Origin of the sequence: Mycobacterium sp. 1482292.6, assembly GCF_001672995.1 — a bacterium.
Taxonomy (GTDB): domain Bacteria; phylum Actinomycetota; class Actinomycetes; order Mycobacteriales; family Mycobacteriaceae; genus Mycobacterium; species Mycobacterium europaeum_A.
On the sequence record NZ_LZKV01000049.1, the window covers coordinates 1 to 23417 of the forward strand.

At 68.9% G+C, this 23417-nt stretch carries 21 protein-coding genes and 3 pseudogenes; 10 read left to right on the plus strand and 14 right to left on the minus strand.

The window, feature by feature from the left end; translation table 11 throughout:
• The 3 genes from recG to A5624_RS04175 form a co-directional block, all read right to left on the minus strand.
• A partial coding sequence (gene recG / locus A5624_RS04165; protein WP_066861991.1) for an ATP-dependent DNA helicase RecG occupies nucleotides 1–1888 on the minus strand: 1888 nt, incomplete at its 3' end.
• Between the two features lie 2 nt (nucleotides 1889–1890).
• Nucleotides 1891–3591, minus strand: coding sequence for a DAK2 domain-containing protein (locus A5624_RS04170; protein ID WP_066862256.1), 1701 nt, complete (start codon nucleotides 3589–3591; stop codon nucleotides 1891–1893).
• 175 nt (nucleotides 3592–3766) lie between these two features.
• Nucleotides 3767–4420 carry a transglycosylase gene (locus tag A5624_RS04175; protein ID WP_369827435.1) on the minus strand — a complete coding sequence of 218 codons (654 nt, stop codon included), beginning with the start codon at nucleotides 4418–4420 and terminating at the stop codon, nucleotides 3767–3769.
• Nucleotides 4421–4917: 497 nt separating this feature from the next.
• Between A5624_RS04175 and rpmB the strand changes: the two genes are divergently transcribed.
• The gene (gene rpmB, locus A5624_RS04180; protein ID WP_046185726.1) at nucleotides 4918–5112 is read left to right on the plus strand and encodes a 50S ribosomal protein L28; all 195 of its coding nucleotides are present in this window, start codon (nucleotides 4918–4920) and stop codon (nucleotides 5110–5112) included.
• Nucleotides 5113–5122: 10 nt separating this feature from the next.
• Here rpmB and A5624_RS04185 read toward each other — a convergent pair whose 3' ends face one another.
• Together A5624_RS04185 and A5624_RS04190 are read right to left on the minus strand one after the other, a co-directional pair.
• Nucleotides 5123–5944 (minus strand): mycofactocin-coupled SDR family oxidoreductase, encoded by an 822-nt coding sequence (locus A5624_RS04185; RefSeq protein ID WP_066861993.1) that lies wholly within the window; start codon nucleotides 5942–5944, stop codon nucleotides 5123–5125.
• A 2-nt stretch (nucleotides 5945–5946) separates the two neighbouring features.
• A complete protein-coding gene (locus A5624_RS04190; RefSeq protein ID WP_066861996.1) occupies nucleotides 5947–6837 on the minus strand; it encodes an SDR family NAD(P)-dependent oxidoreductase in 891 nt (296 codons plus the stop codon).
• A 94-nt stretch (nucleotides 6838–6931) separates the two neighbouring features.
• On the opposite strand from A5624_RS04190, the gene A5624_RS04195 reads away from it, so the two are divergent.
• The 4 genes from A5624_RS04195 to A5624_RS04210 are packed head-to-tail and all read left to right on the plus strand — an operon-like array spanning nucleotide 6932 to nucleotide 10659.
• Nucleotides 6932–7375 (plus strand): nuclear transport factor 2 family protein, encoded by a 444-nt coding sequence (locus A5624_RS04195; RefSeq protein WP_066861998.1) that lies wholly within the window; start codon nucleotides 6932–6934, stop codon nucleotides 7373–7375.
• A 3-nt stretch (nucleotides 7376–7378) separates the two neighbouring features.
• Nucleotides 7379–8593: a sulfotransferase gene (locus A5624_RS04200; protein ID WP_066862001.1), complete on the plus strand. Its 1215-nt coding sequence runs from the start codon at nucleotides 7379–7381 to the stop codon at nucleotides 8591–8593.
• Complete coding sequence (locus A5624_RS04205) at nucleotides 8586–9830, plus strand: DUF1214 domain-containing protein (RefSeq protein WP_066862003.1); 1245 nt, start codon at nucleotides 8586–8588, stop codon at nucleotides 9828–9830. The genes A5624_RS04200 and A5624_RS04205 overlap by 8 nt, the downstream gene beginning before the upstream one ends.
• Nucleotide 9831: 1 nt before the next feature.
• Entirely contained in the window at nucleotides 9832–10659 is an 828-nt protein-coding gene (locus A5624_RS04210; RefSeq protein ID WP_066862005.1) for an oxidoreductase, read from the plus strand.
• Between the two features lie 9 nt (nucleotides 10660–10668).
• Here A5624_RS04210 and A5624_RS04215 read toward each other — a convergent pair whose 3' ends face one another.
• Genes A5624_RS04215 through A5624_RS04225 form a run of 3 tightly spaced genes read right to left on the minus strand, consistent with a single transcriptional unit; the run spans nucleotide 10669 to nucleotide 13300 of the window.
• Nucleotides 10669–11601 (minus strand): NADP-dependent oxidoreductase, encoded by a 933-nt coding sequence (locus A5624_RS04215; RefSeq protein WP_066862265.1) that lies wholly within the window; start codon nucleotides 11599–11601, stop codon nucleotides 10669–10671.
• Between the two features lie 5 nt (nucleotides 11602–11606).
• Nucleotides 11607–12290, minus strand: a complete 684-nt coding sequence (locus tag A5624_RS04220; protein ID WP_066862262.1) for a uracil-DNA glycosylase — start codon at nucleotides 12288–12290, stop codon at nucleotides 11607–11609.
• Between the two features lie 41 nt (nucleotides 12291–12331).
• Nucleotides 12332–13300 carry a thiamine-phosphate kinase gene (locus A5624_RS04225; RefSeq protein WP_066862007.1) on the minus strand — a complete coding sequence of 323 codons (969 nt, stop codon included), beginning with the start codon at nucleotides 13298–13300 and terminating at the stop codon, nucleotides 12332–12334.
• A gap of 98 nt (nucleotides 13301–13398) precedes the next feature.
• Here A5624_RS04225 and A5624_RS04230 point away from each other — a divergent pair, with 98 nt between their 5' ends.
• A complete protein-coding gene (locus A5624_RS04230) occupies nucleotides 13399–13959 on the plus strand; it encodes a DUF3515 domain-containing protein (protein WP_066862009.1) in 561 nt (186 codons plus the stop codon).
• A gap of 6 nt (nucleotides 13960–13965) precedes the next feature.
• Here the strand turns inward: A5624_RS04230 and A5624_RS04235 are convergent.
• Nucleotides 13966–14661, minus strand: a pseudogene (locus A5624_RS04235) (D-alanine--D-alanine ligase family protein); the annotation flags it as partial.
• A gap of 121 nt (nucleotides 14662–14782) precedes the next feature.
• On the opposite strand from A5624_RS04235, the pseudogene A5624_RS29420 reads away from it, so the two are divergent.
• A pseudogene (locus tag A5624_RS29420) lies at nucleotides 14783–14896 on the plus strand (D-alanine--D-alanine ligase A); the annotation flags it as partial.
• Here the strand turns inward: A5624_RS29420 and A5624_RS28885 are convergent.
• Both A5624_RS28885 and A5624_RS04240 read right to left on the minus strand, forming a co-directional pair.
• Nucleotides 14881–15075: pseudogene (locus A5624_RS28885) on the minus strand (D-alanine--D-alanine ligase A); the annotation flags it as partial. The pseudogenes A5624_RS29420 and A5624_RS28885 sit on opposite strands and share 16 nt — an antisense overlap.
• A 63-nt stretch (nucleotides 15076–15138) precedes the next feature.
• Nucleotides 15139–16173, minus strand: a complete 1035-nt coding sequence (locus A5624_RS04240) for an NAD(P)H-dependent glycerol-3-phosphate dehydrogenase (protein ID WP_066862011.1) — start codon at nucleotides 16171–16173, stop codon at nucleotides 15139–15141.
• Between the two features lie 132 nt (nucleotides 16174–16305).
• On the opposite strand from A5624_RS04240, the gene cofC reads away from it, so the two are divergent.
• The 3 genes from cofC (at nucleotide 16306) to A5624_RS04255 (ending at nucleotide 20279) form a co-directional block, all read left to right on the plus strand.
• Entirely contained in the window at nucleotides 16306–16968 is a 663-nt protein-coding gene (gene cofC / locus A5624_RS04245; RefSeq protein WP_066862014.1) for a 2-phospho-L-lactate guanylyltransferase, read from the plus strand.
• Nucleotides 16969–17056: 88 nt separating this feature from the next.
• Nucleotides 17057–19246: an RNA degradosome polyphosphate kinase gene (locus A5624_RS04250; protein ID WP_066862017.1), complete on the plus strand. Its 2190-nt coding sequence runs from the start codon at nucleotides 17057–17059 to the stop codon at nucleotides 19244–19246.
• An 85-nt stretch (nucleotides 19247–19331) separates the two neighbouring features.
• Entirely contained in the window at nucleotides 19332–20279 is a 948-nt protein-coding gene (locus tag A5624_RS04255) for an NUDIX hydrolase (protein WP_066862020.1), read from the plus strand.
• A gap of 171 nt (nucleotides 20280–20450) precedes the next feature.
• On the opposite strand, the gene A5624_RS04260 is transcribed toward A5624_RS04255, so the two are convergent.
• The 3 genes from A5624_RS04260 to leuC form a co-directional block, all read right to left on the minus strand.
• Nucleotides 20451–21089: an HU family DNA-binding protein gene (locus tag A5624_RS04260; protein WP_066862023.1), complete on the minus strand. Its 639-nt coding sequence runs from the start codon at nucleotides 21087–21089 to the stop codon at nucleotides 20451–20453.
• 210 nt (nucleotides 21090–21299) lie between these two features.
• A complete protein-coding gene (gene leuD, locus A5624_RS04265; protein ID WP_066862033.1) occupies nucleotides 21300–21896 on the minus strand; it encodes a 3-isopropylmalate dehydratase small subunit in 597 nt (198 codons plus the stop codon).
• A 26-nt stretch (nucleotides 21897–21922) separates the two neighbouring features.
• A complete protein-coding gene (gene leuC, locus A5624_RS04270) occupies nucleotides 21923–23362 on the minus strand; it encodes a 3-isopropylmalate dehydratase large subunit (RefSeq protein ID WP_066862036.1) in 1440 nt (479 codons plus the stop codon).
• Nucleotides 23363–23417 lie beyond the last annotated feature (55 nt).

Here is a 23417-nt window from a genome sequence, read left to right on the forward strand (position 1 = left end):
GCTGGCCACGGCCGATCCGGCCGCGCAGCTGGTGCAACTGACTGATCCCGAACCGGTCGGCGTCCATCACCAGCATCACGGTGGCGTTGGGGACGTCGACGCCCACCTCGATGACGGTGGTGCACACCAGCACATCGACATCACCGGCCCGGAAGGCCGCCATGGCGGCGTCCTTCTCCTCGGCGGACAGCCGCCCGTGCATCAGGCCCAGCCGCAGGTTCGCCAACTCCCCGGAGCGCAGCCGGGCGTACAGACCCTCGGCGGTCTCCGGCGCCTTGGCGTTCTGCTCATCGCCCGGATCGTCGCTCTCGTCGATGCGCGGCGCCACCACGTAGGCCTGACGGCCGGCGGCGACCTCCTCGGCTATCCGCTGCCAGGCCCGGCCGAGCCACGCGGGCTTGTCCTTGACGAAGATGACGTTGCTGGTGATCGGCTGGCGCCCACGCGGAAGTTCGCGCAGCGTCGAGGTTTCCAGATCCCCGTACACGGTGAGCGCGACGGTACGCGGTATCGGCGTGGCGGTCATCACCAGCAGGTGCGGCGTCACACCGGGACGGGCCTTGGCGCGCAGCTGATCTCGCTGCTCGACACCGAAGCGGTGTTGCTCGTCGACCACCACCATGCCCAGGTTGTCGAATTCCACCGCGTCCTGCAGCAGGGCGTGGGTGCCCACGACGATGCCGACCTCACCGCCGGCGATCTCGGCGCGGATCTGCTTTTTCTGCGCGGCGGTCATCGAACCGGTCAGCAGCGCCAGCCGGGTGCCGTTATCGGCGCCACCCAGCTGCCCGGCCATCGCCAACGGGCCGAGCACATCGCGGATCGATCGGAGATGTTGCGCGGCAAGCACTTCCGTCGGCGCCAGCAGCGCACACTGATATCCGGCGTCCACCATCTGCAGCATCGCCAGCACCGAGACGATCGTCTTGCCCGAACCCACCTCGCCCTGCAGCAGCCGGTTCAACGGCCGGCTCGCCGCGAGCCCCTCGGACAGCACGCCGAGCACCTCGCGCTGCCCCGCGGTCAACTCGAAGGGCAAGCGCCCCAACAGTTGTGTGACCAAGCCGTCCGGGCGCCGCGGCGCCGGCGGTCCCGACTCCGACAGTTCACCGTGGCGGCGGGCCACCAACGCCCACTGCAGACCGACGGCTTCGTCGAAGGTCAGGCGCTCGCGGGCCCGCTGCCGCCGCGGCTCGCTCTCGGCGAGATGGATGTCGCGCAATGCCTGGTCCTCGGAGATCAGGCCGAATTTCGCGCGCAACTCCTCGGGCAGCGGATCCGGCACCGGGTCGAGCACGTCGAGCACCTGGCGCACGCACGAAAAGATGTCCCAGCTCTGCAATTTCGTGCTGGCGGGATAGATCGGGAAGAAATGGCGTTCGTAGGCGTCCAGCAATTCTTCGCCGCTGGTGGCGCCCGAGGCGTTGGCGATGTTCTTCAGCGACCGCGTCCCGCGGTTGCGTCCGTCCGGCGAGTCGACGATGAGGAACGCCGGGTGCGTCAGCTGCATGACGTTCCGGAAGAACCCGACCTCCCCGGAGAGCATCACCTTGGTGCCCTTGGTCAGGTCCTTCTTCAAGTAGTTCGCGTTGAAGAACGTCGCGGTCACCTTGCTGCGGCCCGAGCCGAGGGTGATGCGGTGGCACAGCTTCTTCGGGTTCTTCTTCATCGGAAACGTCTCGGTTTCGGCGATCGTGTCGATGATGGTGATGTGCTCGCCCATTTCGGGCCGCTCGTCGTCGGAACCCCACCGCGAGGCGCCCTCCGTATAGCTGCGCGGATAGTGGCGCAGCAGGGCGTCGACGGTGCGGATGCCGAAGACCTCGTCGAGCGATTCGGCGGCCTTGGCTCCCACCACGAAGTCCAGCCGGTCGCCCAGCGACACCATCGCTACTCGACCCCGATCAGCAGCGCGTCACCGTGGTGGCCGGTGCGGTAAGTGACCAGTTCGGTCCCGGGGTGGTGGTCGTGCATGTGTTCTTCCAGAATGTCGCCGAGCGCGCCGGCATTGGCATCGGAGCCGTCGATGCCGGCGCCCAGCAGCACCGTCACCAGGTCGCCGCCCGAGGCCAGCAGCAGGTCGAGCAGGCCTATCGCCGCCCCGACCGCATCGGCGGCCACGATCAGCACCTCGTCGCCCGCGATGCCCAGGCCGTCGCCGGGCCGGCAGCGCCCCGCCCAGGTCAGCGCGCTTTCGGTCGCGATGCGCACCGAGCCGTGCCGCGCCGCACCGGCGGCGCGGGCCATGGTGTAGCCGTCGTCCACCGCCTGCCGGTCGGTTTCGTGCACGGCCAGCGCGGCCAGCCCCTGCACCATCGAGCCGGTCGGGATCGGCACCACATCGATGCCCCAGCCGATCGCCGCGGTGCAACCGGCCACCAACTCCTCGGCCGCCACGTAGCCATTGGGTAGCACCATCACCTGTGCGGCGCCGGTGTCCACGATGGCCCGCATCAGTTGGTGCGCGCTGATGTTGGTGACGGGATCGTGCCCGGTCGATTCGCGTTGCAGCACGCTGGCGCCCTCCCCGGCGAACAGCTCGGCGGCGCCGTCCCCGTCGACCACCGCCAGCACGGCGCGCTCCCGCGTCCAGCCGCCGGCGGGCAGGCCCGGGGCGCCCGAGCTCAGCGCCGAGATGACGATGCGGCTCAGCCGCCCGGCCGCCAGGCCCGCTTCCACGGCGGCGCCGGCGTCGTCGGTGTGCACGTGGACCGAGTACGTGCGCTGCGCCGACGACGGCGCCGACGCGATGCCCACCGAATCGCCCAACTCCCCCAACCGATCCCGCAGCCTGTCCGCCGCCGCGGGCTCGCAGTCGTCCAGCCGGTACATCACCTCGAAGTGGGGCGCCGGGCGCTGCGCGGACGACTCCGGTTGCAGTTCCCGCGGCGACAGCTCGTACACCGTGCGGGCGGGAGCCTGCCCGGTGATGGTGCAGCGCAGCGCGTCCAGCAGGACCAGCAGTCCGCGCCCGCCGGCGTCCACGGCGCCGGCGTCGGCGAGCACGTCGAGTTGTTCGGGCGTCTTCTCCAGGGCGACCACCGCCGCGTCACCGGCCGCGATGACCGCCGGCACCAGACCGTCCCCGGCCCGGGCGCACTGCGCGACGGCGTGGGCGGCCGCCCGCAGGACCGAGACGATGGTCCCGGGGATCTCCTCACCGCCCATCGAGCTGATGACCAGCTCCACGCCGCGCTGCAGCGCCGCACCGAGGATCGCGACGTCGATGTGCGACAGCTCACCCCCGGCATCGGCGGCCGCGGTCGCGGTGACGTCGGCGAGGCCCCGCAGGATCTGCGACAGGATCACGCCGGAATTGCCGCGGGCGCCGTTCAGCGCGCCGGCCGACAGCGCCGCCGCGGCCCGCGCCACGCAGCCCGATCCGGCCTCGGCGCCCGCGTTGGCCTCTGCCAGGGCGGAACGCATGGTGAACAGCATGTTGGCGCCGGTGTCGGAGTCGGCGACGGGGAAGACGTTGAGCCGGTTGATTTCGTCGATGTGCGTGATCAGGTCGCTGACGGCGGTGTGCGCCCAGTCGCGCAGGGTGGTCGCGTCCAGGAGACGATCCTGCGACGTATCCGCAGTGCCCAGTGTGACCCACCTCCTCCGCACCAGTCCCCCGGTGGGCGCCAGCGTAGCCGGGCGCCGGAGCCGCTGCGCTCAGTTGCTCTGCGCCCGTTGAGGAAGATCGAACAGTAGCGGACGTATTTGGTCGAGGTAGTCCTCGACGCCACATTTTCCGGCCAAGAAGGTATCGCAGGCGGGTTTAATAGCCCTGCCGGATACCGGGATTGGCCTGGCCCACCAACATGCGCTCATTGCTGCCGTCGCGGCTGACGCCGTAGCGGCTCATCTGATAGTTCATCGACGCGCACGCAGTGGCCACCGGATCCCACGCCGAGTTCGACGTCCCGGGCTGGTGAAAGGCCGCGAAGGTATCCGGCATCATCTGCCACGGGCCCCGCGTGGCGTGCAGCGGGCCGCCGTCGAGCTGGGAAGGCCCATAGGCGTTGCTGTCCGACAGGTTGATCGCACCCGAATGAAATTGCGACTCGTGATCAGCGATGGTCATCATGCCCTCGATCCAGTGACCACGGGCCGCCGCGTCGGTGACCCCGATCCGGGTCAGCGCCTCCTCGAGATAGCCGCGGATCGCCTCGGGTCCGTCGGGCCACACTTCCCGGCCGTCGAAAGCGACCTGCCGCAGCTGGATGCCGCCCTCGCGCACGGCCGCCGCCTCTTGCACCGCAGGACGAGGCGCATCGGGCTGCCACCACCACGTCGCACCGGCCGCTGCCCTGGGGCCCGCCCCGCCCTGCCCGGCGCCGTACTGGCCGCCCACGGCGGTCGGGCAGTTAACCGAGGTGCTTCCGATGGCGACGCTGCCCAGCGCCGCCACCACCAGATAGGCCGTCGCCACCCGGCGCAACCTCGAGACCAACCGTCGTACGCCCACCGGAGAGCCCCGCCGGCTTTCGACGCGGGCTGGACCGGCGGCGTTTTCGGCGCGCGCAACCACCCCGCGCACTCCCCTCAAACCTGCCGATATTTGCTTCCCAGCCTCATCCGCAGCTCCGCGCGGGCCGGCACCGCCGGGAAGAAGACTTCAGCCAAATCGACGCGCCGTCCGCGCCTGACACAGGCAGCGACCGCGCCGACCATCGGCGGCGCTGTCATCCTAGCGACCGGGCACGCCATCCACCCCGGTCAAAGCCCCTACTGTGATCGACTGCATGTCGACCATGCGAGAGGGTTGCAGCGCACAGCAAACCGGCGCGACCGCGCGTAACCGCAGGGTCGGCCCCTGACGACCGTTTTGGTGGTTGCCGGAGGAGTCGGTATCCTCAGGTGTGCCCGGTGCAACCTGGGCTGTCCCGGCCGAATTGCCGGACCCCCGAGATTTGAGGAGCTTGAACAATGGCCGCTGTGTGCGACATCTGCGGGAAAGGCCCCGGCTTCGGTAAGTCGGTGTCACACTCCCACCGCCGCACCAGCCGCCGGTGGGACCCCAACGTTCAGACCGTGCACGTCGTCACCCGCCCGGGCGGCAACAAGCAGCGCCTGAACGTCTGCACCTCCTGCATCAAGGCCGGCAAGGTCGTCCGGGGCTGACGGCAGCCGTTCACATGACGACGTGGCCGGCGTCCACCGGGATCGCCGCGCCGGTGATGTAGCGCGATCGCGGCCCGGCAAGCCAGAGCACCGCTTCGGTGACGTCCTGCGCCTCGACCAGCGGCACGTCGGGTAGCAGCGTCTGCGACAGGGCCGGGTTGGGGTTCTCCAGCATCCGGTTCACCACGAAATCGTTGAGGATCATCGGCGTCGCAACCCCGCTCGGGTGGATCGAATTGACCCGAATCTTGTGCGGCGCATAGGCGTTCGCCGCCGAGCGCATCAAACCCACCACACCGTGTTTGGACGCGGCGTAGGCGAACATCGCCGCGCTGCCGTCGCCACCGCGGCCGGTCAGGCCCTGTGACGAGCTGACCAGCACCACCGAGCCGCCCCGGCCCTTGCGCACGATCGAGGGCACCGCCGCCAGCAGCGTGTGCCACACACCCTTGAGGTTGGTGTCGACGATCGTGTTGAACACCGGTTCGGACTCGGGGTCGGTGACGCCGATGGCCACCACCCCGGCGTTGGCGACCACGATGTCGATGTCGCCGAGCTCGTCGACGCCGGCCTGCACCCCGGCCTGCAGCGCCTGGAGGTCGCGGACGTCCGCGGCGACGGACACCGCCTTGCGACCGGCCGCCTGGACCAGCTGTACGGTCTCGGCGAGCTCGGATTCGGTCCCCAGGGCGTAGGGGATCGCCTCGAGGTCGGCGCAGATGTCGACGGCGATGATGTCGGCGCCCTGCTCGGCCAGCGCCACGGCGTGGCTGCGGCCCTGGCCGCGCGCGGCGCCGGTGATGACGGCCACCGTGTTGTCGAAGTCGCCCATGACTACACCTCCAGTTGTGTGCCGGTCTCGCGTTCGGCGAAGGTCACCAGCCGCGCGGCCGTGTCGTAATCGCAGGCCAGCGGCGTGCGGCCGATCAGCACCGGGCCGCCGCGCAGCCCGAACCTGCCGCTGACCCCGACGTAACTGCCCGGCGGGATCGGCTCGCTGATGCAGTACAGCGTCGGCGCCGCGCCCTCGTCGATGTCGTTGGCCAGCCGGTCGGCCACCACCTTGACCCCTTTGTGGGCCAGCGACATCAGCCGTGAGTCGCCGAGGTTCGACAGGTTGGAGGCCACCCACCCCGGGTGGGTGAGCTGCGTGACGATCGGCGATCCGGCCGCGCGCAGCCTGCGGTCGAGCTCCAGCCCCCACAGCATGACCGCGAGCTTCGACTGCGCGTAGGCGCCCAGCCTCGTCCACTTGTGCCGGCGCAGATGCAGGTCGTCCAGGTGCAGCGTCGCCGACCGGTGTGCGTCGGAGCCGACGTTGATGATCTGCGAACGCACCCTTCCCAGCAGCAGATTGGTCAGTGCGAACGGTCCGAGCAGGTTGGTGCCCAGTGTCATCTCGAAGCCGTCGACCGTCTCGGTGCGCCGGTCGGTCAGGGCACCGGCGTTGTTGATCAGGATGTCGACCGGCCCGTCGATCAGGTCCGCGAAGGCACGCACCGACGACAGGTCGGCGAGGTCGAGCTTGACCACAGCGGTCGACCCACCCATTTCGGTGGCGCGTTGCTTCCCGAGTTCGGTGTTGCGCACCGCCAGGATCACGTGCGCCCCGGCTTTGGCGAGCGCACGCGCCGTGCCGAGCCCGACGCCGTTGGTTGCCCCGGTCACGATCACGCGTTTGCCGGTCAGGTTGCCGAGCCGGCTCGGCGTCCACGGTAGGGTCACGGCGATCAGAGTAATGGTCGGTTCTATGTAAGTTGGACCGGTTCTGCCAACATTGTTGCGGAACAGAGCGGAAGACTCCCGAGGCGGTTCGACAATGAGTGACAGCGCCACCGAGATCACCAACCTCATCTACACCTATGCGCAGCTTCTCGACGGCGGCGACCTGGACGGCGTGGCCCGGTTATTCGAGCACGGCCGCATCTGCGGGATCCAGGACGGCCCGCCCGAGACGGTGTTCGCCGGTTCCGCCCGGGTGCGGGAGATGTATGACATGGCCACCCGGATCTACGAGGACGGCACCCCGAAGACCAAACACAACACGACCAATGTGCAGCTCTACATCGACGAGGCGGCCGGGACCGCGCAGAGCACGTCCTATTACTGCGTCACGCAGGCCACCGATGAGTTGCCGCTGCAGGTCATCGTGACCGGGCATTACAAGGACACGTTCCACCGCGTGGACGGAGCCTGGCGCTTCGACAGCCGCACCATGTTCGTCGACCAGGTCGGCGACGTCAGCCGGCATCTGAAGTTCTGACCCGTGGCATCCGCGAGCGCGTCCGACGGCCCGTTCGACCCGGCCGCCGTGCTGGCCGATGCGCAACGCAAGGAAGAGCTAAGCGATTGGGGCCCAGGCGAATTCGACGGCGCGCTGCGGATGTTGCTGGCCGACTATGCCCGCACCGACCTCAACGGCCTCAATGCCCAGGGCGTGCACATCCTGCGGTCCGGCATCGTGCACAGCCTGCGGATGCGGCTGCGCGCGCAGGAGTGGATCCGCCGGCACCCGGAGATCCTCGACGAGCGGGTGGCCGCGCCGATCGTGGTCGTCGGGATGATGCGCAGCGGCACCACGCTGCTGCAGCGGCTGCTGGCCGCCGACCCGCGCTTCGTCTGCGCCTACGGCTGGGAGGTCGTCGAGGTCGCGCCGCGCCTGGACCATCGGTTCACCGACGCGCCCGATCCGCGCATCGCGATCAGCGAAGCGCGCGAAGCGAAATCCCGCGAACTGGCGCCCGAATTGTTCTCGATTCATCCGATGTATGCCAGGGAGGCCGAGGAGGAGATCGTCTTTTTGGCCGACGCGTTCTTGTCGCACGTTCCCGAGTCGGGGGCGCACCTGCCGCGGTACCGGTCCTGGCTCGACGACCAGGACTTCTCCCCCGCTTACGGCTATCTCCACCGGATGCTGCAGTTCCTGCAGTGGCAGAAACGGCAGCGGGGCGCCCACGGCCGGCGCTGGGTGCTCAAATCCCCTGCGCACCTTGGGTATTTGCATCTGTTGCGTGCCCAGTTCCCCGACCTGCACCTCGTGCACATGCATCGCGACCCGCGCACCACCATCGCGTCGGGGGCCAGCCTGAACGCGACCCTGCACGCGATGCACGCCGATGCCGTCGACGTGCACCGGGTCGGTGCGCAATGGCTGGAGCGGATGGGCTGGACCAATGACCGGGCGATGGCGATCCGCGACGGCTGGACCGATCAGGATGCCGTGGTCACCGACATCGGGTTCGACGAGGCGGTGGCCGACCCGATCGGCCAGGTGGCCCGCGTCTACGACGCCGTCGGCCTGCCGCTGACCGCGCAGGCCGAGGACGCGATGCGGCGCTGGCTGGCCCACCGTCCCCGTGAGGTGCCGCGGCCGCCCTACGGACTGGAGCCCTACGGCCTGCGTCCCGAGCAGGTCGATGAGCGATTCACGTTGTACAACAAGCGTTTCGGACGGCAAATCGGAGGAACAGCGCATGCCTGAACACCCGGTCGCGACGGCGTCCCAGCACGAGCAGGAGCTGGCGGCCCTCGACCTGATCGAGCACCCTACCGTCAAGGCCGCCTACGGCGCGGTCGCCGAGACCTGGCTCGGTCGCGCCAAGGCGTCGGAGGCGATGCGCGAACGGTTCGACGACGCGTTCGCCGAGGTGATGTTCTCGGCGGCGGTGTGGTCGTCCAATCAGGACAAGCTGCGACCGAAGGTCAGTTGCATCACCCGGCTCGCGCACCCGGTGGACGGCCGTCGCATTCCCGGATCCCGGTGGGGCATCGACAATCCCGACAGCGTGTACCGGGTGATCCCGATCTCCGGCGACGAGCGCTACGAGATCCACGGCCGGGTCGGCGAGCACCGGATGACCGAGAACTACTTCACGCTGTGGGACGCGCGCATGGGGACCGTCGCCGTCCTCAACGGCCGCACCATGCAGGTCGACTCCGACGGCAGCTACACCATCACCGTCGACTCCGAGCCGGCCAACGGCCGGCCCAACCACGTGCAGACCTCGCCGGAGGCCCACGAGTTCTACATCCGCGACGTGCTGCTGGACTGGGACCTCGACGACCCGAATCATATTGAGGTGCAACGCCTTGGCGGTCCGCCGGCCGCCCCGGCGCGCACACTCGACGAACAGGCCGAGGCCACCGCGGCGATGATGGATTACTTCGCCAACTTCACCGGCAAGCTGAGCCACGGCGTGTACAAGATGCCCGCCAACCATTTCAATCTCGCCTGGTCGGCCGACAAGGTCGGCGCGATGCGCAATCAGGTCTATGTGATGGGCCGGTTCGACCTCGCCCCGGACGAGGCCTTCGTCGTCGACCTGAATGACGGTGGCGCCGAATACTTCACGGTGCCGCTGAGCAACATCTGGGGCACGACACTGAATCTCGTCGACCGAACCGGCAGCCTCAACAAGGCGCAGTCGGTGGCCAACGAGGACGGTAGCTACACCTACGTGATCTCGCCCGTCGACCCCGGCGTGGCGAACTGGATCGACTCCGACGGCCTGCGGGAGGCCATCTTGACGTTGCGGATGGCGGAGTTCGGTGAGTCCGGCCCGCGCGAAGACCTCGGGGCGCGCGGCCGGGTGGTCAAGCTGGACCGGCTCGACGCCGAGGTGCCGCACCTGCCGCGGGTGAGCGAACAGCAGCGCGCGACCGACCTCGCACACCGGCGCAACGCCTACCTGCGCCGCCTGCCGGAAGGGACGATCTGACGTGTCACGCTGGCTGATCACGGGATGCTCCACGGGCTTCGGGCGCGAAATCGCGCGCGCCGCACTGCAAGCCGGCCACAGCGTCGTGGTGACCGCGCGGCGGGCCGAGGCGGTGGCCGACATCGCCGACGAATTCGGGGACCGGGCCGTGGCCGTCGCCCTCGACGTGACCGATGCCGCCCAGATCGCGGCGGCGGTGTCCGCGGCAGACGAGGCATTTGGCGGGGTCGACGTCCTGGTCAACAACGCCGGCCACGGCTACCTGTCCTCGGTGGAAGAGGGTGAGGACGCCGAGGTCCGAAAGCTGTTCGACGTCAACTACTTCGGGGCCGTCGACATGATCAAGGCGGTGCTGCCCGCCATGCGCGCCCGCGGGTCGGGACACATCATCAACATCTCCTCGATGACCGGCCTGGTGGCCAACCCGCCCAACGCCTACTACTCCTCGACCAAGTTCGCGCTCGAGGCTCTGACCGAGGCGCTGGCCGCCGAGGTGCGCCCGCTGGGCATCAAGGTGACCGCGATCGAGCCCGGCGCGTTTCGCACCGACTGGGCGACGCGGTCGATGAAGGAATCGGGCAGCCCGATCGCCGACTACGCCGACGTGGCGGCGCGCAAGGACCTGATCAAGCAGTTCGCCGATCACCTACCCGGCGACCCGCGCAAGGTCGCCGAAGCGGTGCTGATGGTGACCACGCTCGACGAGCCGCCGCTGCGGCTACTGCTGGGCCGTGACGTGCTGAAGGCCATGCGCGACAAGCTCGCCGCGCTCTCGGCGTCGATCGAAGAGTGGAAGGCCGTCACGAAGGACGTGAATTTCGCGGACTGATGGCGCCACTCAGTCCCGCACGATGAGGACCGTCTTACCGGCGCGGCCCCTGCCGTGGTCGCGGCTTTCGAACGCCTCACGGCCCTGGTCGAGCGCGAATGTCTGGGCGATCGCGACGTGCAACCGGTCGCCGTCGACCAGCGCGGCGAGTTCGTCGAGCTGGCCCCGGTTCGGTGTGACGATGAAAAAGGTTGCGGTGACACCGAATTGCTCGGCCCGGCCCTCTGGAGGCGGTGCGGACAGGGTGACCAGCCGGCCACCGCGGCGCAGCACGCCGAACGACCGCTCCAATGTCGGCCCGCCCACCGTGTCGATGACGACGTCGTAGCCGGCACCGGGTTCGTCGAACGCCTCGGTGCGCACGTCGATCACCCGCTGCGCGCCGCACCCGCGCAGCAGGTTGGCGGTGTCGCTGCGCACGGTCGCGGTCACCCGCGCGCCCAGCAGCGCGGCCAGCTGAACCGTCAGCAGGCCCACTCCCCCGGCACCGCCGTGCACCAGCACGCTCTCGCCGGGTTGCACGGCGGCGTGGTCGACCAGCGCCTGCAGGGCGGTCAGCCCGGCCAGCGGCAGCGCGGCGGCGACGGTGTGCGACACGGTCGACGGCTTGGTCGCCAGGTCGGCGGCGGGCACGGCGACGAAATCGGCCGCCGCGCCGTCACGGTCGAACCCGATCAACCCGTACACCTCGGCGCCCGGCGCGAAATCCGACACGTCGGCGGCGACCGCTTCGACCACGCCGGACACCTCGTGTGAGGGGATCACCGGGAGGCGGCTGGCGCCGTCGCGGGTCCAGGTCTCCTCCCACGTCAGCTCGTCGAAGGTGATCCCGGCCGCGTGTACCGCCACCAACACCTCACCCGCGGCCGGCACCGGTCGCGGGGCCCGTTCGAGCACCAGCTGCTCCGGGCCGCCCCGCCGGTGCGCGCGCAGCGCGGTCATCTCGGTCATGGCAGGCGCCAGTCGATCGCGTCGGCGCCCATGCCGGTCAGCAATTCGTTGGCGCGGCTGAACGGGCGCGAACCGAAGAACCCGCGCGACGCCGACAGCGGGGACGGATGCGGTGACTCGATGGCCACGCAATTGCCCTGGGCGAGAATGGGTTTGAGGGTCGACGCGTCGCGGCCCCACAGGATCGCCACCAGGGGCCGCGACCGCTCGGTCAGCGCCCGGATGGCGCATTCGGTCACCGCCTCCCAGCCCTTGCCGCGGTGCGACGCCGGATTGCTGGGCCGCACCGTGAGCACCCGGTTCAGCAGTAGCACGCCGCGCTGCGCCCAGGGCGTCAGGTCGCCACAGGAGGGCTGCGGATGGCCCAGGTCCGCGGTGTACTCCTGAAAGATGTTGGCCAGACTGCGTGGCAACGGCCGCACGTCGGGCGCCACCGAAAAGCTCAGCCCCACAGCGTGTCCGGGCGTCGGGTACGGGTCCTGCCCGACGATCAGCACCCTGACGTCGTCGAAGGGATAGGTGAAAGCGCGCAACACATTCGGTCCGGCCGGCAGGTACCTGCGCCCGGCCGCGATCTCGGCCCGCAGGAACTGCCCCATCCCGGCCACCTGGTCGGCCACCGGCGCCAGCGCACTCGCCCACCCCGGCTCGACCAGTTCCCCCAGCGGACGCGCGGTCATCATCGGCTCTCCGCGATCGCGTAAACGGTCACCGCGTCACCCTAATACGACTGCCAGCCGGCGTAGCCGTTCCACTCTCGATCGTCGACGAGCACCCGCGCCGGCCCGTCGAGAACCCGCCCGATGATCCGCCAACCGGCCGGCGCGGGGCCGGCGAAACACGCGACCAGGGCGTGGTCCTCGCCGCCGCCGAGCACCCAGTGCCACGGATCGGCGCCCACGGCGGCGGCGGCCGCGGCCAGCGCATCGCGGTCCGCGGCCAGCGCCGCCGTCGACAGATCCATGCCCACCCCCGACGCCTCGGCGACATGGCGCAGGTCGGCGATCAGGCCGTCGGAGATGTCGATCATCGCCTGCGCACCCGCGGCCGCCGCCACCGCGCCCTGGCCGTAGGGCGGCTCCGGCACCAGATGCCGGTGCCGCAGCTCGCCGAATTCCGTGATCTCCTTGCGCCACAGGGAAAGTCCGGCCGCCGAGCGGCCCAGGTCCCCGGCGACGGCAATCATCGCGCCGGGCTGCGCGCCGGATCGCCGCACCGGCGCGCGCCCGTCCGACTCGCCCAGCACCGTCACCGAGATGACCCACTGTGGGCAGTGCACCAGGTCACCGCCGGCGATGCCGGCGCCGACCCGCTGCGCCTCGTCCCACATCCCGTCGACCAGCGCGTCCACCTGCGCCGCCGGCGTATCACCGGGCGCGCCGAAGGCGACCACGAAGGCCGTCGGCCGCCCGCCCATGGCCTCGATGTCCGCGGCGTTCTGGGCGATCGCCTTGCGGCCGATGTCGTGCGGCGTCGACCAGTCCAGCCGGAAGTGCCGGTCCTGCACCAGCATGTCGGTCGACACCAGGGCGCGCCCATCACCGGCCGCCACCAGCGCGGCATCGTCTCCGGGCCCGAGCACGACCGCGGGGGGCTGCCGGCGGCCCCGCACCAGGCGATCGATCACGGCGAACTCACCGAGCTGTTGCAGCGACGGGGACTCGCCCGATTCGTCTGGCACGCCACCCACGATAGGGCTCCCGGCGCCGCGCGGACCGGCCCGAGAATAAATTGGCGTAAGGGTCAACGAAGGCGATAGTGGTGAGCAGAAATGGGAGGTGCGCGGCGGTGGCAACCGAACCGGAAGCCGATGGCGGACCACCGCGTGCGCTGATCATCGCCGCCATCGTGCTGGCCGTCGCGACGATCGGCGTGATCCTGGCCATCGCGGCGACCCGCCAGGCGCCCCCGCGCGCGGTCGCGGTGGCCGCGGTACCGGCGCCGCAGGCCGACGGGTCCGGCTGCCGCGCGTTGCTGGGTGCGCTGCCGCAGCGGCTCGGCGATTACCAGCGCGCGCCCCTCGAGCAGCCGGCGCCCGAGGGCGCCGCCGCCTGGCGCGCCGGCCCGGACAGCGACCCGGTGGTGCTGCGCTGCGGGCTGGACCGCCCGGCCGAGTTCGTGCTCGGCGCCCCCATCCAAGTCGTCGACCGGGTGCAGTGGTTCCAGGTGAGTTCCGAACAGCAGTCCGCCGGCGACGCGGGCAGATCGACCTGGTACGCGGTGGACCGCGGGGCCTACGTGGCGCTCACGCTGCCGACCGGGTCGGGCCCGACACCGATCCAGCAGATTTCCGAGGTGATCGACCGCAGCATGCCGGCGACGCCCATCGACCCCGGCCAGCCCGGTTAGTGCCAGTCAGCGCAGGCCGACGCCGCGGGCCAACGCCGTCTCGACCATCGTCGCCAGCAGCGTCGGATAATCCACGCCGCTGGCCGCCCACATCCTCGGGTACATCGAGATCGTGGTGAATCCCGGCATCGTGTTGATCTCGTTGAGCACCGGCCCGTCCTCGGTGAGGAAGAAGTCCACCCGGGCCAGCCCCTGACAATCGATGGCCTTGAACGCCCGGACCGCCAATTGCCGTATCACGTCGGCGATTTCGTCGTCCACCTTGGCGGGCACATCCAGTTCGGCCGCGTCATCGAGGTATTTGGTCGAGAAGTCGTAGAACGAATCCTCGCGGCCACGCACCCCGGCCACCCGGATCTCGCCCAGCGTGCTGGCTTCGACTGTGCCGCCGGGCATTTCGAGTACGCCGCACTCCAACTCCCGGCCGACGATCGCCGCCTCGACGATGACCTTGGGATCATGTTGGCGCGCGGCCGCGACGGCGGCGTCCAGCTGATCCCAGCTCGACACCCGGCTCACCCCGATCGAGGAGCCGCCCCGCGCGGGTTTGACGAAGACCGGCAGGCCCAGCCGCTCGCACTCCTCGGGGCGCAGCCTGGAACGCGACGGGCGCAGCACCGCGTAGTCACCGACCGGCAATCCCTCGGCGGCGAACAGCTTCTTGGTGAATTCCTTGTCCATGCCGGCCGCGCTGGCGATCACCGACCGGAAACTGCCCGAGGTGACCGCCGCATCGGGCACCGAACTGGCGCTACCCGCCGATCCCCGGCGCAGCGGCCAGTTGGTGTCCCTGGCGCCCGGCGCCACCGAGGTCTTAGCGTCGGTCGACGTGGTCTTTCCGGTGCTGCACGGCCCCTACGGCGAGGACGGCACGATCCAGGGCCTGCTGGAGCTCGCCGGTGTGCCCTACGTGGGGGCCGGTGTGCTGGCCAGCGCGGCCGGATCACCGTCGGTGAGCACCCACGACCCCTCCGGGGTGATGCCGATCGCGACCACGTCGAACCGATCCGGATCCAGGTTGCGCAGAATGCTGCCCGCCGAGACGCACGAGATGGCGTGCTCGTTGCTGCGCCCGCCGAAGACGACGGCGACGCGCACCCGCTCGCTGGCATTCACAATCTCAAGAGGCTACCGGGTGGCACCCGTCCCGGTCGGGTGGCGGCCCTTCGCCTGGCCTTTTCACTCGGGCTTGGTGCTGCGGCCCAGGAGCAGCGCGATCGCCTCGTCGACCGACAGGCCCTTGTGGCAGACCCGGTGCACGGCGTCGGTGAGGGGCATCTCGACGTCGTAACTGGCGGCCAGTGCCAGGACGGACTCGCAGGACGTCACGCCCTCGACGACGTGCCCGTCGCCGCCGTCGGGGGTGCCGCCCAGCACCGCCTGGATGTTCGCTCCCCGGCCGAGCCGCTCGCCCAGCGAACGGTTGCGGGAATGCGGTGAGCTGCAGGTGGCCACCAGATCGCCCACCCCGGCCAGCCCGGCCAGTGTGGCGCCCTTGGCACCCAGCGCGATCCCCAGCCGCATGATTTCGGCCAGGCCGCGGGTGATGATCGCCGCCGTGGTGTTCTCGCCGAGCCCGACACCGACCGCCATCCCGCACGCGAGCGCGATGACGTTCTTGCAGGCCCCGCCGACCTCGGTGCCGACCACATCGCTGTTGGTGTAGGGGCGGAAGTATCCGCTGTTCAGCATGCGCTGCAGGGCGACGGCCCGACCCGAGTCGCTGCACGCGACCACGGTGGCGGCGGGCTGGGATGCGGCGATCTCGCTGGCCAGGTTCGGCCCCGAGATCACCGCGACCTGAGCCGGGTCGACGCCGGTGACCGAGACGATCACCTGACTCATCCGCATCAGCGTGCCCAGTTCGATGCCCTTGGCCAGGCTCACCAGCGTCGCGCCCTGGCGAATCAGCGGCGCCCAGCGCTCGAGGTTGCTGCGCATGGTCTGCGCCGGCACGCCGAGCAGCACCGTGGACGCGTCGCGCAGGGCCTCGGCGGGGTCGGCGGTGGCGCGGATGCCCGGCGGCAGCAACGTGCCGGGCAGGTAGTCGGGGTTGTAGCGGGTGGTGTTGATCTGTTCGGCGATCTCGGGTCTGCGGGCCCACAGCGTGACCGCCGCTTCCGGCCCCCCCGCCTCGACCAGCACCTTGGCCAGCGCCGTGCCCCACGCCCCGGCACCCATGACCGCCACGGCACCCGACGATGTGCTGGTCATGTACCCCCCTGTCCGTGGTCGGTGTAGCTCACGCGGCACTTGCAGCCGCTACACCCTAGATCAGCGACGGACCGGGCGTCACGCCTGCCAGCATGTCCCGGCGGCGGGGCGTCGCTGGCAGGATGGCATCTCATGAGCGGCATACGAGCCGACGGTTCGGCCAACGGCGCGGGCGACGTCGCCCTGATCATCGCCGTCAAGAGGTTGGCCGCGGCCAAGACCCGGTTGGCCCCGGTCTTCTCGGCGCGCACCCGGGAAAGCGTGGTGCTCGCCATGCTGGCGGACACCCTGACCGCCGCCGGGCGCGTCCGAGCGCTGGGCTCGATCACCGTGATCACGCCCGACGACGCGGCGGCCGCCGCCGCCGCCGAGCTGGGCGCGGACGTGCTGGTTGATCCCACACCCGAGGGTCACCCCGATCCGCTGAACAACGCGATCGCCACCGCCGAACGCGCGGTGGGCGGCTCCTTCGCCAATGTGGTTGCGCTGCAAGGTGATTTACCCGCGTTGCAGACTCAGGAGCTGAACGAGGCGATCGCCGCCGCGCGCCAGCACCGGCGCAGCTTCGTCGCCGACCGGCTGGCCACCGGCACGGCGGCGCTGTTCGCGTTCGGAAGCCCGCTCGACCCGCGATTCGGCGCCGATTCCTCGGCGCGGCACCGCAGTTCGGGTGCGATCGAGCTGACCGGCGCCTGGCCGGGCCTGCGGTGTGACGTCGACACCCCCAGCGACCTCGCCGCCGCCCGTCGCCTCGGGGTGGGGGCAGCGACCGCCCGCGCCATCGCGACGCACTGATTCCGATCGCTGCGCGTATATCTGTCCGACGGGTGAACGTCGTCCCAACGGCGAATGGATGTCCCGGGAGCGCTAGCAGCACCCACGCGTGATGAGCAATGATCGCAGGGTGACTGAAATCGAAGCTGAGGCGCGACCCGACGAGAACTTGTGGCATTCGGGCGACTCGGCCGTGGCAGCACCACCGGCTGCGACCCAGGCCGCGCTGACCGATCTGCCGGACGACCGTTACCTCAACCGGGAACTGAGCTGGCTGGATTTCAACGCCCGCGTGCTGGCGCTGGCCGCCGACAACTCGTTGCCGTTGCTGGAACGCGCCAAGTTCCTGGCGATCTTCGCCTCCAACCTCGACGAGTTCTATATGGTGCGCGTCGCCGGCCTCAAACGCCGTGACGAGATGGGCTTGTCGGTCCGCTCGGCCGACGGTTTGACGCCGCGCAAGCAACTCGCCCTCATCGGAGAACAGACTCAGCGGATCGCGACCCGGCACGCGCGAGTGTTCCTGGATTCGGTGCGCCCGGCGCTTGCCGAGGAAGGCATCCACATCGTCACGTGGGCCGACCTCGATCAGGCCGAGCGCGACGAATTGTCGACTTATTTCACCGAACAGGTCTTCCCCGTCCTGACGCCGCTGGCCGTCGACCCGGCGCACCCGTTCCCGTTCGTCAGCGGGCTGAGCCTGAACCTGGCGGTGATGGTGCGTCAGCCCGAGGACGGCGGCCAGCACTTCGCCCGAGTCAAGGTGCCCAACAACGTCGATCGCTTCGTCGAATTGGCCGCCATCGACAATGCCGACGGCTCCGGACGGGCCATCGTCCGGTACCTGCCGACCGAAGAACTGATCGCGGCCTTCCTTCCTCTTCTGTTCCCGGGCATGGAAATCGTGGAGCATCACGCCTTCCGCATCACCCGCAACGCCGACATGGAAGTCGAGGAGGACCGCGACGAGGATCTGCTGCAGGCGCTGGAACGGGAATTGGCGCGCCGGCGGTTCGGGCCGCCGGTGCGGCTCGAGATCGCCGACGACATGACCGAGGGCATGCTGGAGCTGTTGTTGCGCGAACTCGACGTGCACCCCGGTGACGTCATCGAAGTGCCCGGGCTGCTGGATCTTTCGTCGCTGTGGCAGATCTACGGACTGGACCGGCCGGCGCTCAAGGACCCCGCGTTCGTCCCGGACACCCACCCCGCCTTCGCCGATCGCGAATCCCCCAAGAGCATCTTCGCGACGCTGCGCGAGGGCGACGTCCTGGTGCACCACCCCTACGACTCCTTCTCCACCAGCGTGCAGCGCTTCATTCAGCAGGCCGCCGCGGACCCCAATGTGCTGGCGATCAAACAAACGCTGTACCGCACCTCCGGTGACTCACCGATCGTGCGGGCGCTGATCGAAGCGGCCGAGGCCGGAAAGCAGGCCGTGGCGCTCGTCGAAATCAAGGCGCGCTTCGACGAACAGGCCAACATCCGTTGGGCGCGCGCACTCGAGCAGGCGGGCGTGCACGTGGTCTACGGCCTCGTCGGGCTCAAGACGCACTGCAAGACGTGCCTGGTGGTGCGCCGCGAAGGATCGGCGATCCGGCGGTACTGCCATATCGGAACCGGCAACTACAACAGCAAGACCGCCCGCCTCTATGAGGATGTCGGCCTGCTGACGGCGAGCCCGGATATCGGTGCGGACCTCACCGATTTGTTCAATTCGCTTACCGGCTATTCGCGTAAGGTCGGCTACCGCAACCTGCTGGTGGCGCCGCACGGAATTCGCACCGGCATCATCGAACGCGTCGAACGCGAGATCGCCGCGCACCGCGAACGAGGTGACGGGCGAATTCGTCTGAAGATGAACGCGTTGGTGGACGAGCAGGTGATCGATGCGCTCTACCGGGCATCGCAGGCCGGAGTGCGGGTCGAGGTCGTGGTGCGCGGCATCTGCGCGTTGCGCCCGGGCGCCGAGGGCTTCTCCGAAAACATCGTCGTGCGCTCCATTCTCGGCCGCTTCCTGGAGCATTCGCGGATCATCCATTTCCGCAACATCAACGAATTCTGGATCGGCAGCGCCGACATGATGCACCGCAACCTCGATCGGCGCGTGGAGGTGCTGGTGCAGGTGAAGGATCCCAAGCTCACCGGGCAGCTGGACGAATTGTTCGAATCCGCACTGGATCCGTCCACCCGGTGCTGGGAACTGGGACCCGACGGGCAGTGGACCCCGGCGCCACAAGAAGGCCATACCGTGCGCGACCACCAAGTATCGTTGATGGAGCGCCATCGCAGTCCCTAGCTCTGTGCGGTGATTTCCGAGTTGTTCTTTCGGGCCGCACCTCGTTGCGTGCGGCCCTGAGGTGAATTGATCTGCAGGAGTTGAGGTGCCGACCCATAACTCGTCCACCGATCGGCGCTCGGGAAGCCGAGTGGTCTATGCCGCCGGCGCGGTGCTGTGGCGACCCGGCGATGCCGACGCCGCCGACCACGACATCGAGATCGCCGTCATCCACCGGCCGCGGTATGACGACTGGTCACTGCCCAAGGGCAAGGTGGACCCCGGCGAGACGGCCCCGGTGGCCGCCGTGCGCGAGGTGCAGGAGGAGACGGGCCAGCACGCGATCCTCGGCCGGCGGCTGAACCTGGTCAGCTATCCGATCGAGGCGGGCGTCAAAAAGGTCTTCTATTGGGCCGCGCGCGCCACCGGCGGCGAGTTCGTGCCCGGCCACGAGGTGGACGGGTTGGTGTGGCTGCCCATCGCCGAGGCGATGCAGAAGCTCGACTATGCGCAGGATCGAAAAGTGTTGCGCCACTTCAACAAAAAGCCCGCGGACACCCATACCTTATTGGTGGTCCGGCATGGCACGGCCGGGCGCAAATCGCGCTTCTCCGGCGATGACGCCAAGCGGCCGCTGGACAAACGCGGACGCGCGCAGGCCGAGGCGCTGGTTCCGCAGCTGCTCGCCTTCGGGGCGTCGCAGGTGTATGCGGCCGACCGCGTGCGCTGCCACCAGACCGTGGAACCGCTTGCCGAAGAGTTGGGCGTGCCCGTACACAACGAGCCCACCCTCACCGAAGAGGCCTACGCCAAGAATGCGAAACGCGGCCGCCACCGAATGCTCGATATCGCCGAGCAGCACGGCACGGCGGTTGTCTGCACTCAGGGCAAGGTGATTCCGGACCTGATCGCGTGGTGGTGTGAGCGCGACGGCGTGCGGCCCGACAAATCGCGCAACCACAAGGGCAGCACCTGGGTGCTGTCACTGTCTGGCGGGAAGTTGGTGGCCGCCGACCACATCGGTGGCGCGCTGGCCGCCAACGTCCGGGCCTAGCGTGATGGCGGCGGCCCGCCGCAGCGTGATGGCGGCGGCCCGCCGCACCCGGCTTCGCCGCGCTTGCGACCGCCGCAGCGTGATGGCGGCGGCCCGCCGCTAAGCGCACGAATACCCTTCGGGGGCACCGCTGCCGCCCGAAGGGTACTCGTGTCTAGAACTTGACTCCGCTTACTTGCGACCGCGGCGCGCGGTCGTCTTCTTGGCCGCGGCCTTCTTGGCCGGAGCCTTGCTCGCCGCCTTCTTGGCCGGAGCCTTGCTCGCCGCCTTCTTGGCCGGAGCCTTGGTCGCGGCCTTCTTGGCCGGAGCCTTGGTCGCGGCCTTCTTGGCCGGGGCCTTGGTCGCGGCCTTCTTGGCCGGAGCCTTGGTTGCGGCCTTGCGGGCCGGAGCCTTCTTGGCCGCGGTCTTCTTGGCCGGAGCCTTCTTGGCCGCAGCCTTCTTGGCCGGAGCCTTCTTCGCGGCGGTCTTCTTGGCCGCGCCACCACCGGCTACCACACCGCGCTTGACGGCCGGGCCGTCCGACGGGAGGCGCTGTGCGCCAGACACAACCGCTTTGAATTGGGCACCGGGGCGGAACGCCGGGACGGACGTCGGCTTAACCTTCACCGTCTCACCGGTCCGCGGGTTGCGGGCAACCCGCGCTGCGCGGCGCCGCTGTTCGAAAACGCCGAACCCGGTGATGGTGACGCTGTCGCCCTTGTGTACCGCACGCACAATGGTGTCGACAACGTTCTCGACCGCGGCGGTCGCCTGTCGACGGTCCGTGTTCAATTTAGTTGTGAGCACATCAATGAGCTCTGCCTTGTTCATCAATCCCTCCGACACTAGTGGTCCTCGATTTGAACCGACTAGTGGACACGGTAAACCCTCACCCAGCAAATTTCCAAGAGCCACGCGCAATTTCACGGCAAGGCGTCCGCCGTTTTCGCAATCCGGTTGCCGCCCTTGACCGGTGGCGGCCGTAAAAATCGGCTCGGTTTAGTTAGCCGATCAAGCAGAAAATCGGCCGCGGCCGACCGTTCAGGAGGTGGGCACAGTGCGCGGTTTCCACTCCGGGTAAGCCTTCTCGAATGACTCGATATCGTCGAGTTTCCGCAGCGTAAGGGCTATATCGTCGAGCCCCTCGAGCAATCGCCAAGCGGTGTGGTCGTCAATCTTGAACGGCAGCACCGTCGTTCCCGCGGTGATATTTCGATCTTGAAGATTGACAGTGATTTCCAAGCCCGGGCTTCCCTCGATGAGCTTCCAGAGCAGCTCCACCCCGTCCTGGGAAACTTCGGCCGCCAGCAGCCCGGCCTTGCCGGCGTTGCCCCGGAAAATGTCACCGAATCGAGACGAGATGACCACCCGGAACCCGTAGTCCATCAGCGCCCACACCGCATGCTCGCGTGAGGACCCCGTCCCGAAATCGGGTCCGGCCACTAGCACTGACCCCCGGTCAAAGGGGCTGAGGTTTAGCACGAATGACGGATCCGACCGCCAGCTGGCGAACAAGCCGTCCTCGAAACCGGTTCGGGTGACGCGCTTCAAATACACCGCCGGAATGATCTGATCCGTGTCGACATTGGAGCGCCGCAGCGGCACACCGATACCGGTGTGGGTGTGAAAAGCTTCCATGCTCAATCCCTTCGCAGTCGGATACGTCAGCTCAAATCGGCTGGAGCGGACAATGTGCCGCGAACCGCCGTCGCGGCAGCAACGGCCGGCGACACCAAATGCGTGCGGCCGCCTTTACCCTGGCGCCCTTCGAAGTTGCGGTTGGACGTCGCCGCGCACCGCTCCCCCGGCGCAAGCTGGTCGGGATTCATCCCCAGGCACATCGAGCAGCCCGCTTGGCGCCATTCGGCGCCCGCGGCGGTGAAAACCTCGCCCAGCCCTTCGGCTTCGGCCTGGGCCCGCACCCGCATCGAGCCCGGCACGACGAGCATCCGCACCCCGGGCGCGACCTTGCGACCGCGCAGCACGTCGGCGACGACGCGCAAGTCTTCGATACGACCGTTGGTACAAGAGCCCACGAACACCGTGTCGACGGCGATGTCACGCATCGGCGTGCCGGGCCGAAGGTCCATGTATGCCAACGCTTTCTCGGCCGCCTGGCGCTGCCCGTCGTCGGTCATCAGCTCGGGATCCGGCACCGCATCGGCCAGCGGCACGCCCTGGCCGGGGTTCGTCCCCCACGTCACGAACGGGCTCAGCGACGCGGCGTCGAGGTAGACCTCGGTGTCGAATTCCGCGCCGGGGTCGGTGTGCAGCTGCTCCCAATAGCGCATCGCCGCATCCCATTGCGCACCTTGCGGCGCGTGCGGACGGTCACGCAGGAAATCGAATGTGGTGTTGTCCGGAGCCACCATTCCCGCCCGGGCACCGGCTTCGATGCTCATATTGCAGACGGTCATCCGGCCCTCCATCGACAGCGATTCGATGGCGCTGCCGCGATATTCGATGACGTGCCCCTGTCCACCGCCGGTACCGATCTTGGCGATCAGGGCCAGAATGATGTCCTTGGCCGTTACGCCGGCGGGCAGCTGCCCATCGACATTGACCGCCATCGTCTTGAACGGCCGCAGCGGCAACGTCTGGGTGGCCAGCACATGCTCGACCTCCGAGGTGCCAATTCCCATGGCCAGTGCGCCGAATGCGCCGTGGGTCGACGTGTGACTGTCCCCACAGACGATCGTCATTCCCGGCTGGGTGAGGCCCAGCTGCGGCCCGACCACATGCACGATGCCCTGCTCGACATTGCCCATGGGATATAGCCGCACACCGAATTCGGCACAATTTCGCCGCAATGTCTCGACCTGGGTGCGCGACACCGGGTCGGCAATCGGCTTGTCGATATCGATGGTCGGGACGTTGTGATCCTCGGTCGCCAGCGTCAAATCGGGACGGCGGACCGGCCGGCCGGCCAGGCGCAGGCCGTCGAAGGCCTGCGGGCTGGTGACTTCGTGCACCAGGTGCAGATCGATGTAGATCAAGTCGGGCTCGCTGGAACCACCGGACACCACAACGTGGTCTTCCCAGACTTTTTCGGCCAGAGTGCGCGGTTTGGTGGCGGCCGCCGCCGCCCCTTGATCGGTTCCCATATCGGACTCGCCTCAATTCGCCTCGAGTAGCGGCCTCGCCGATCATCCGGGCTGG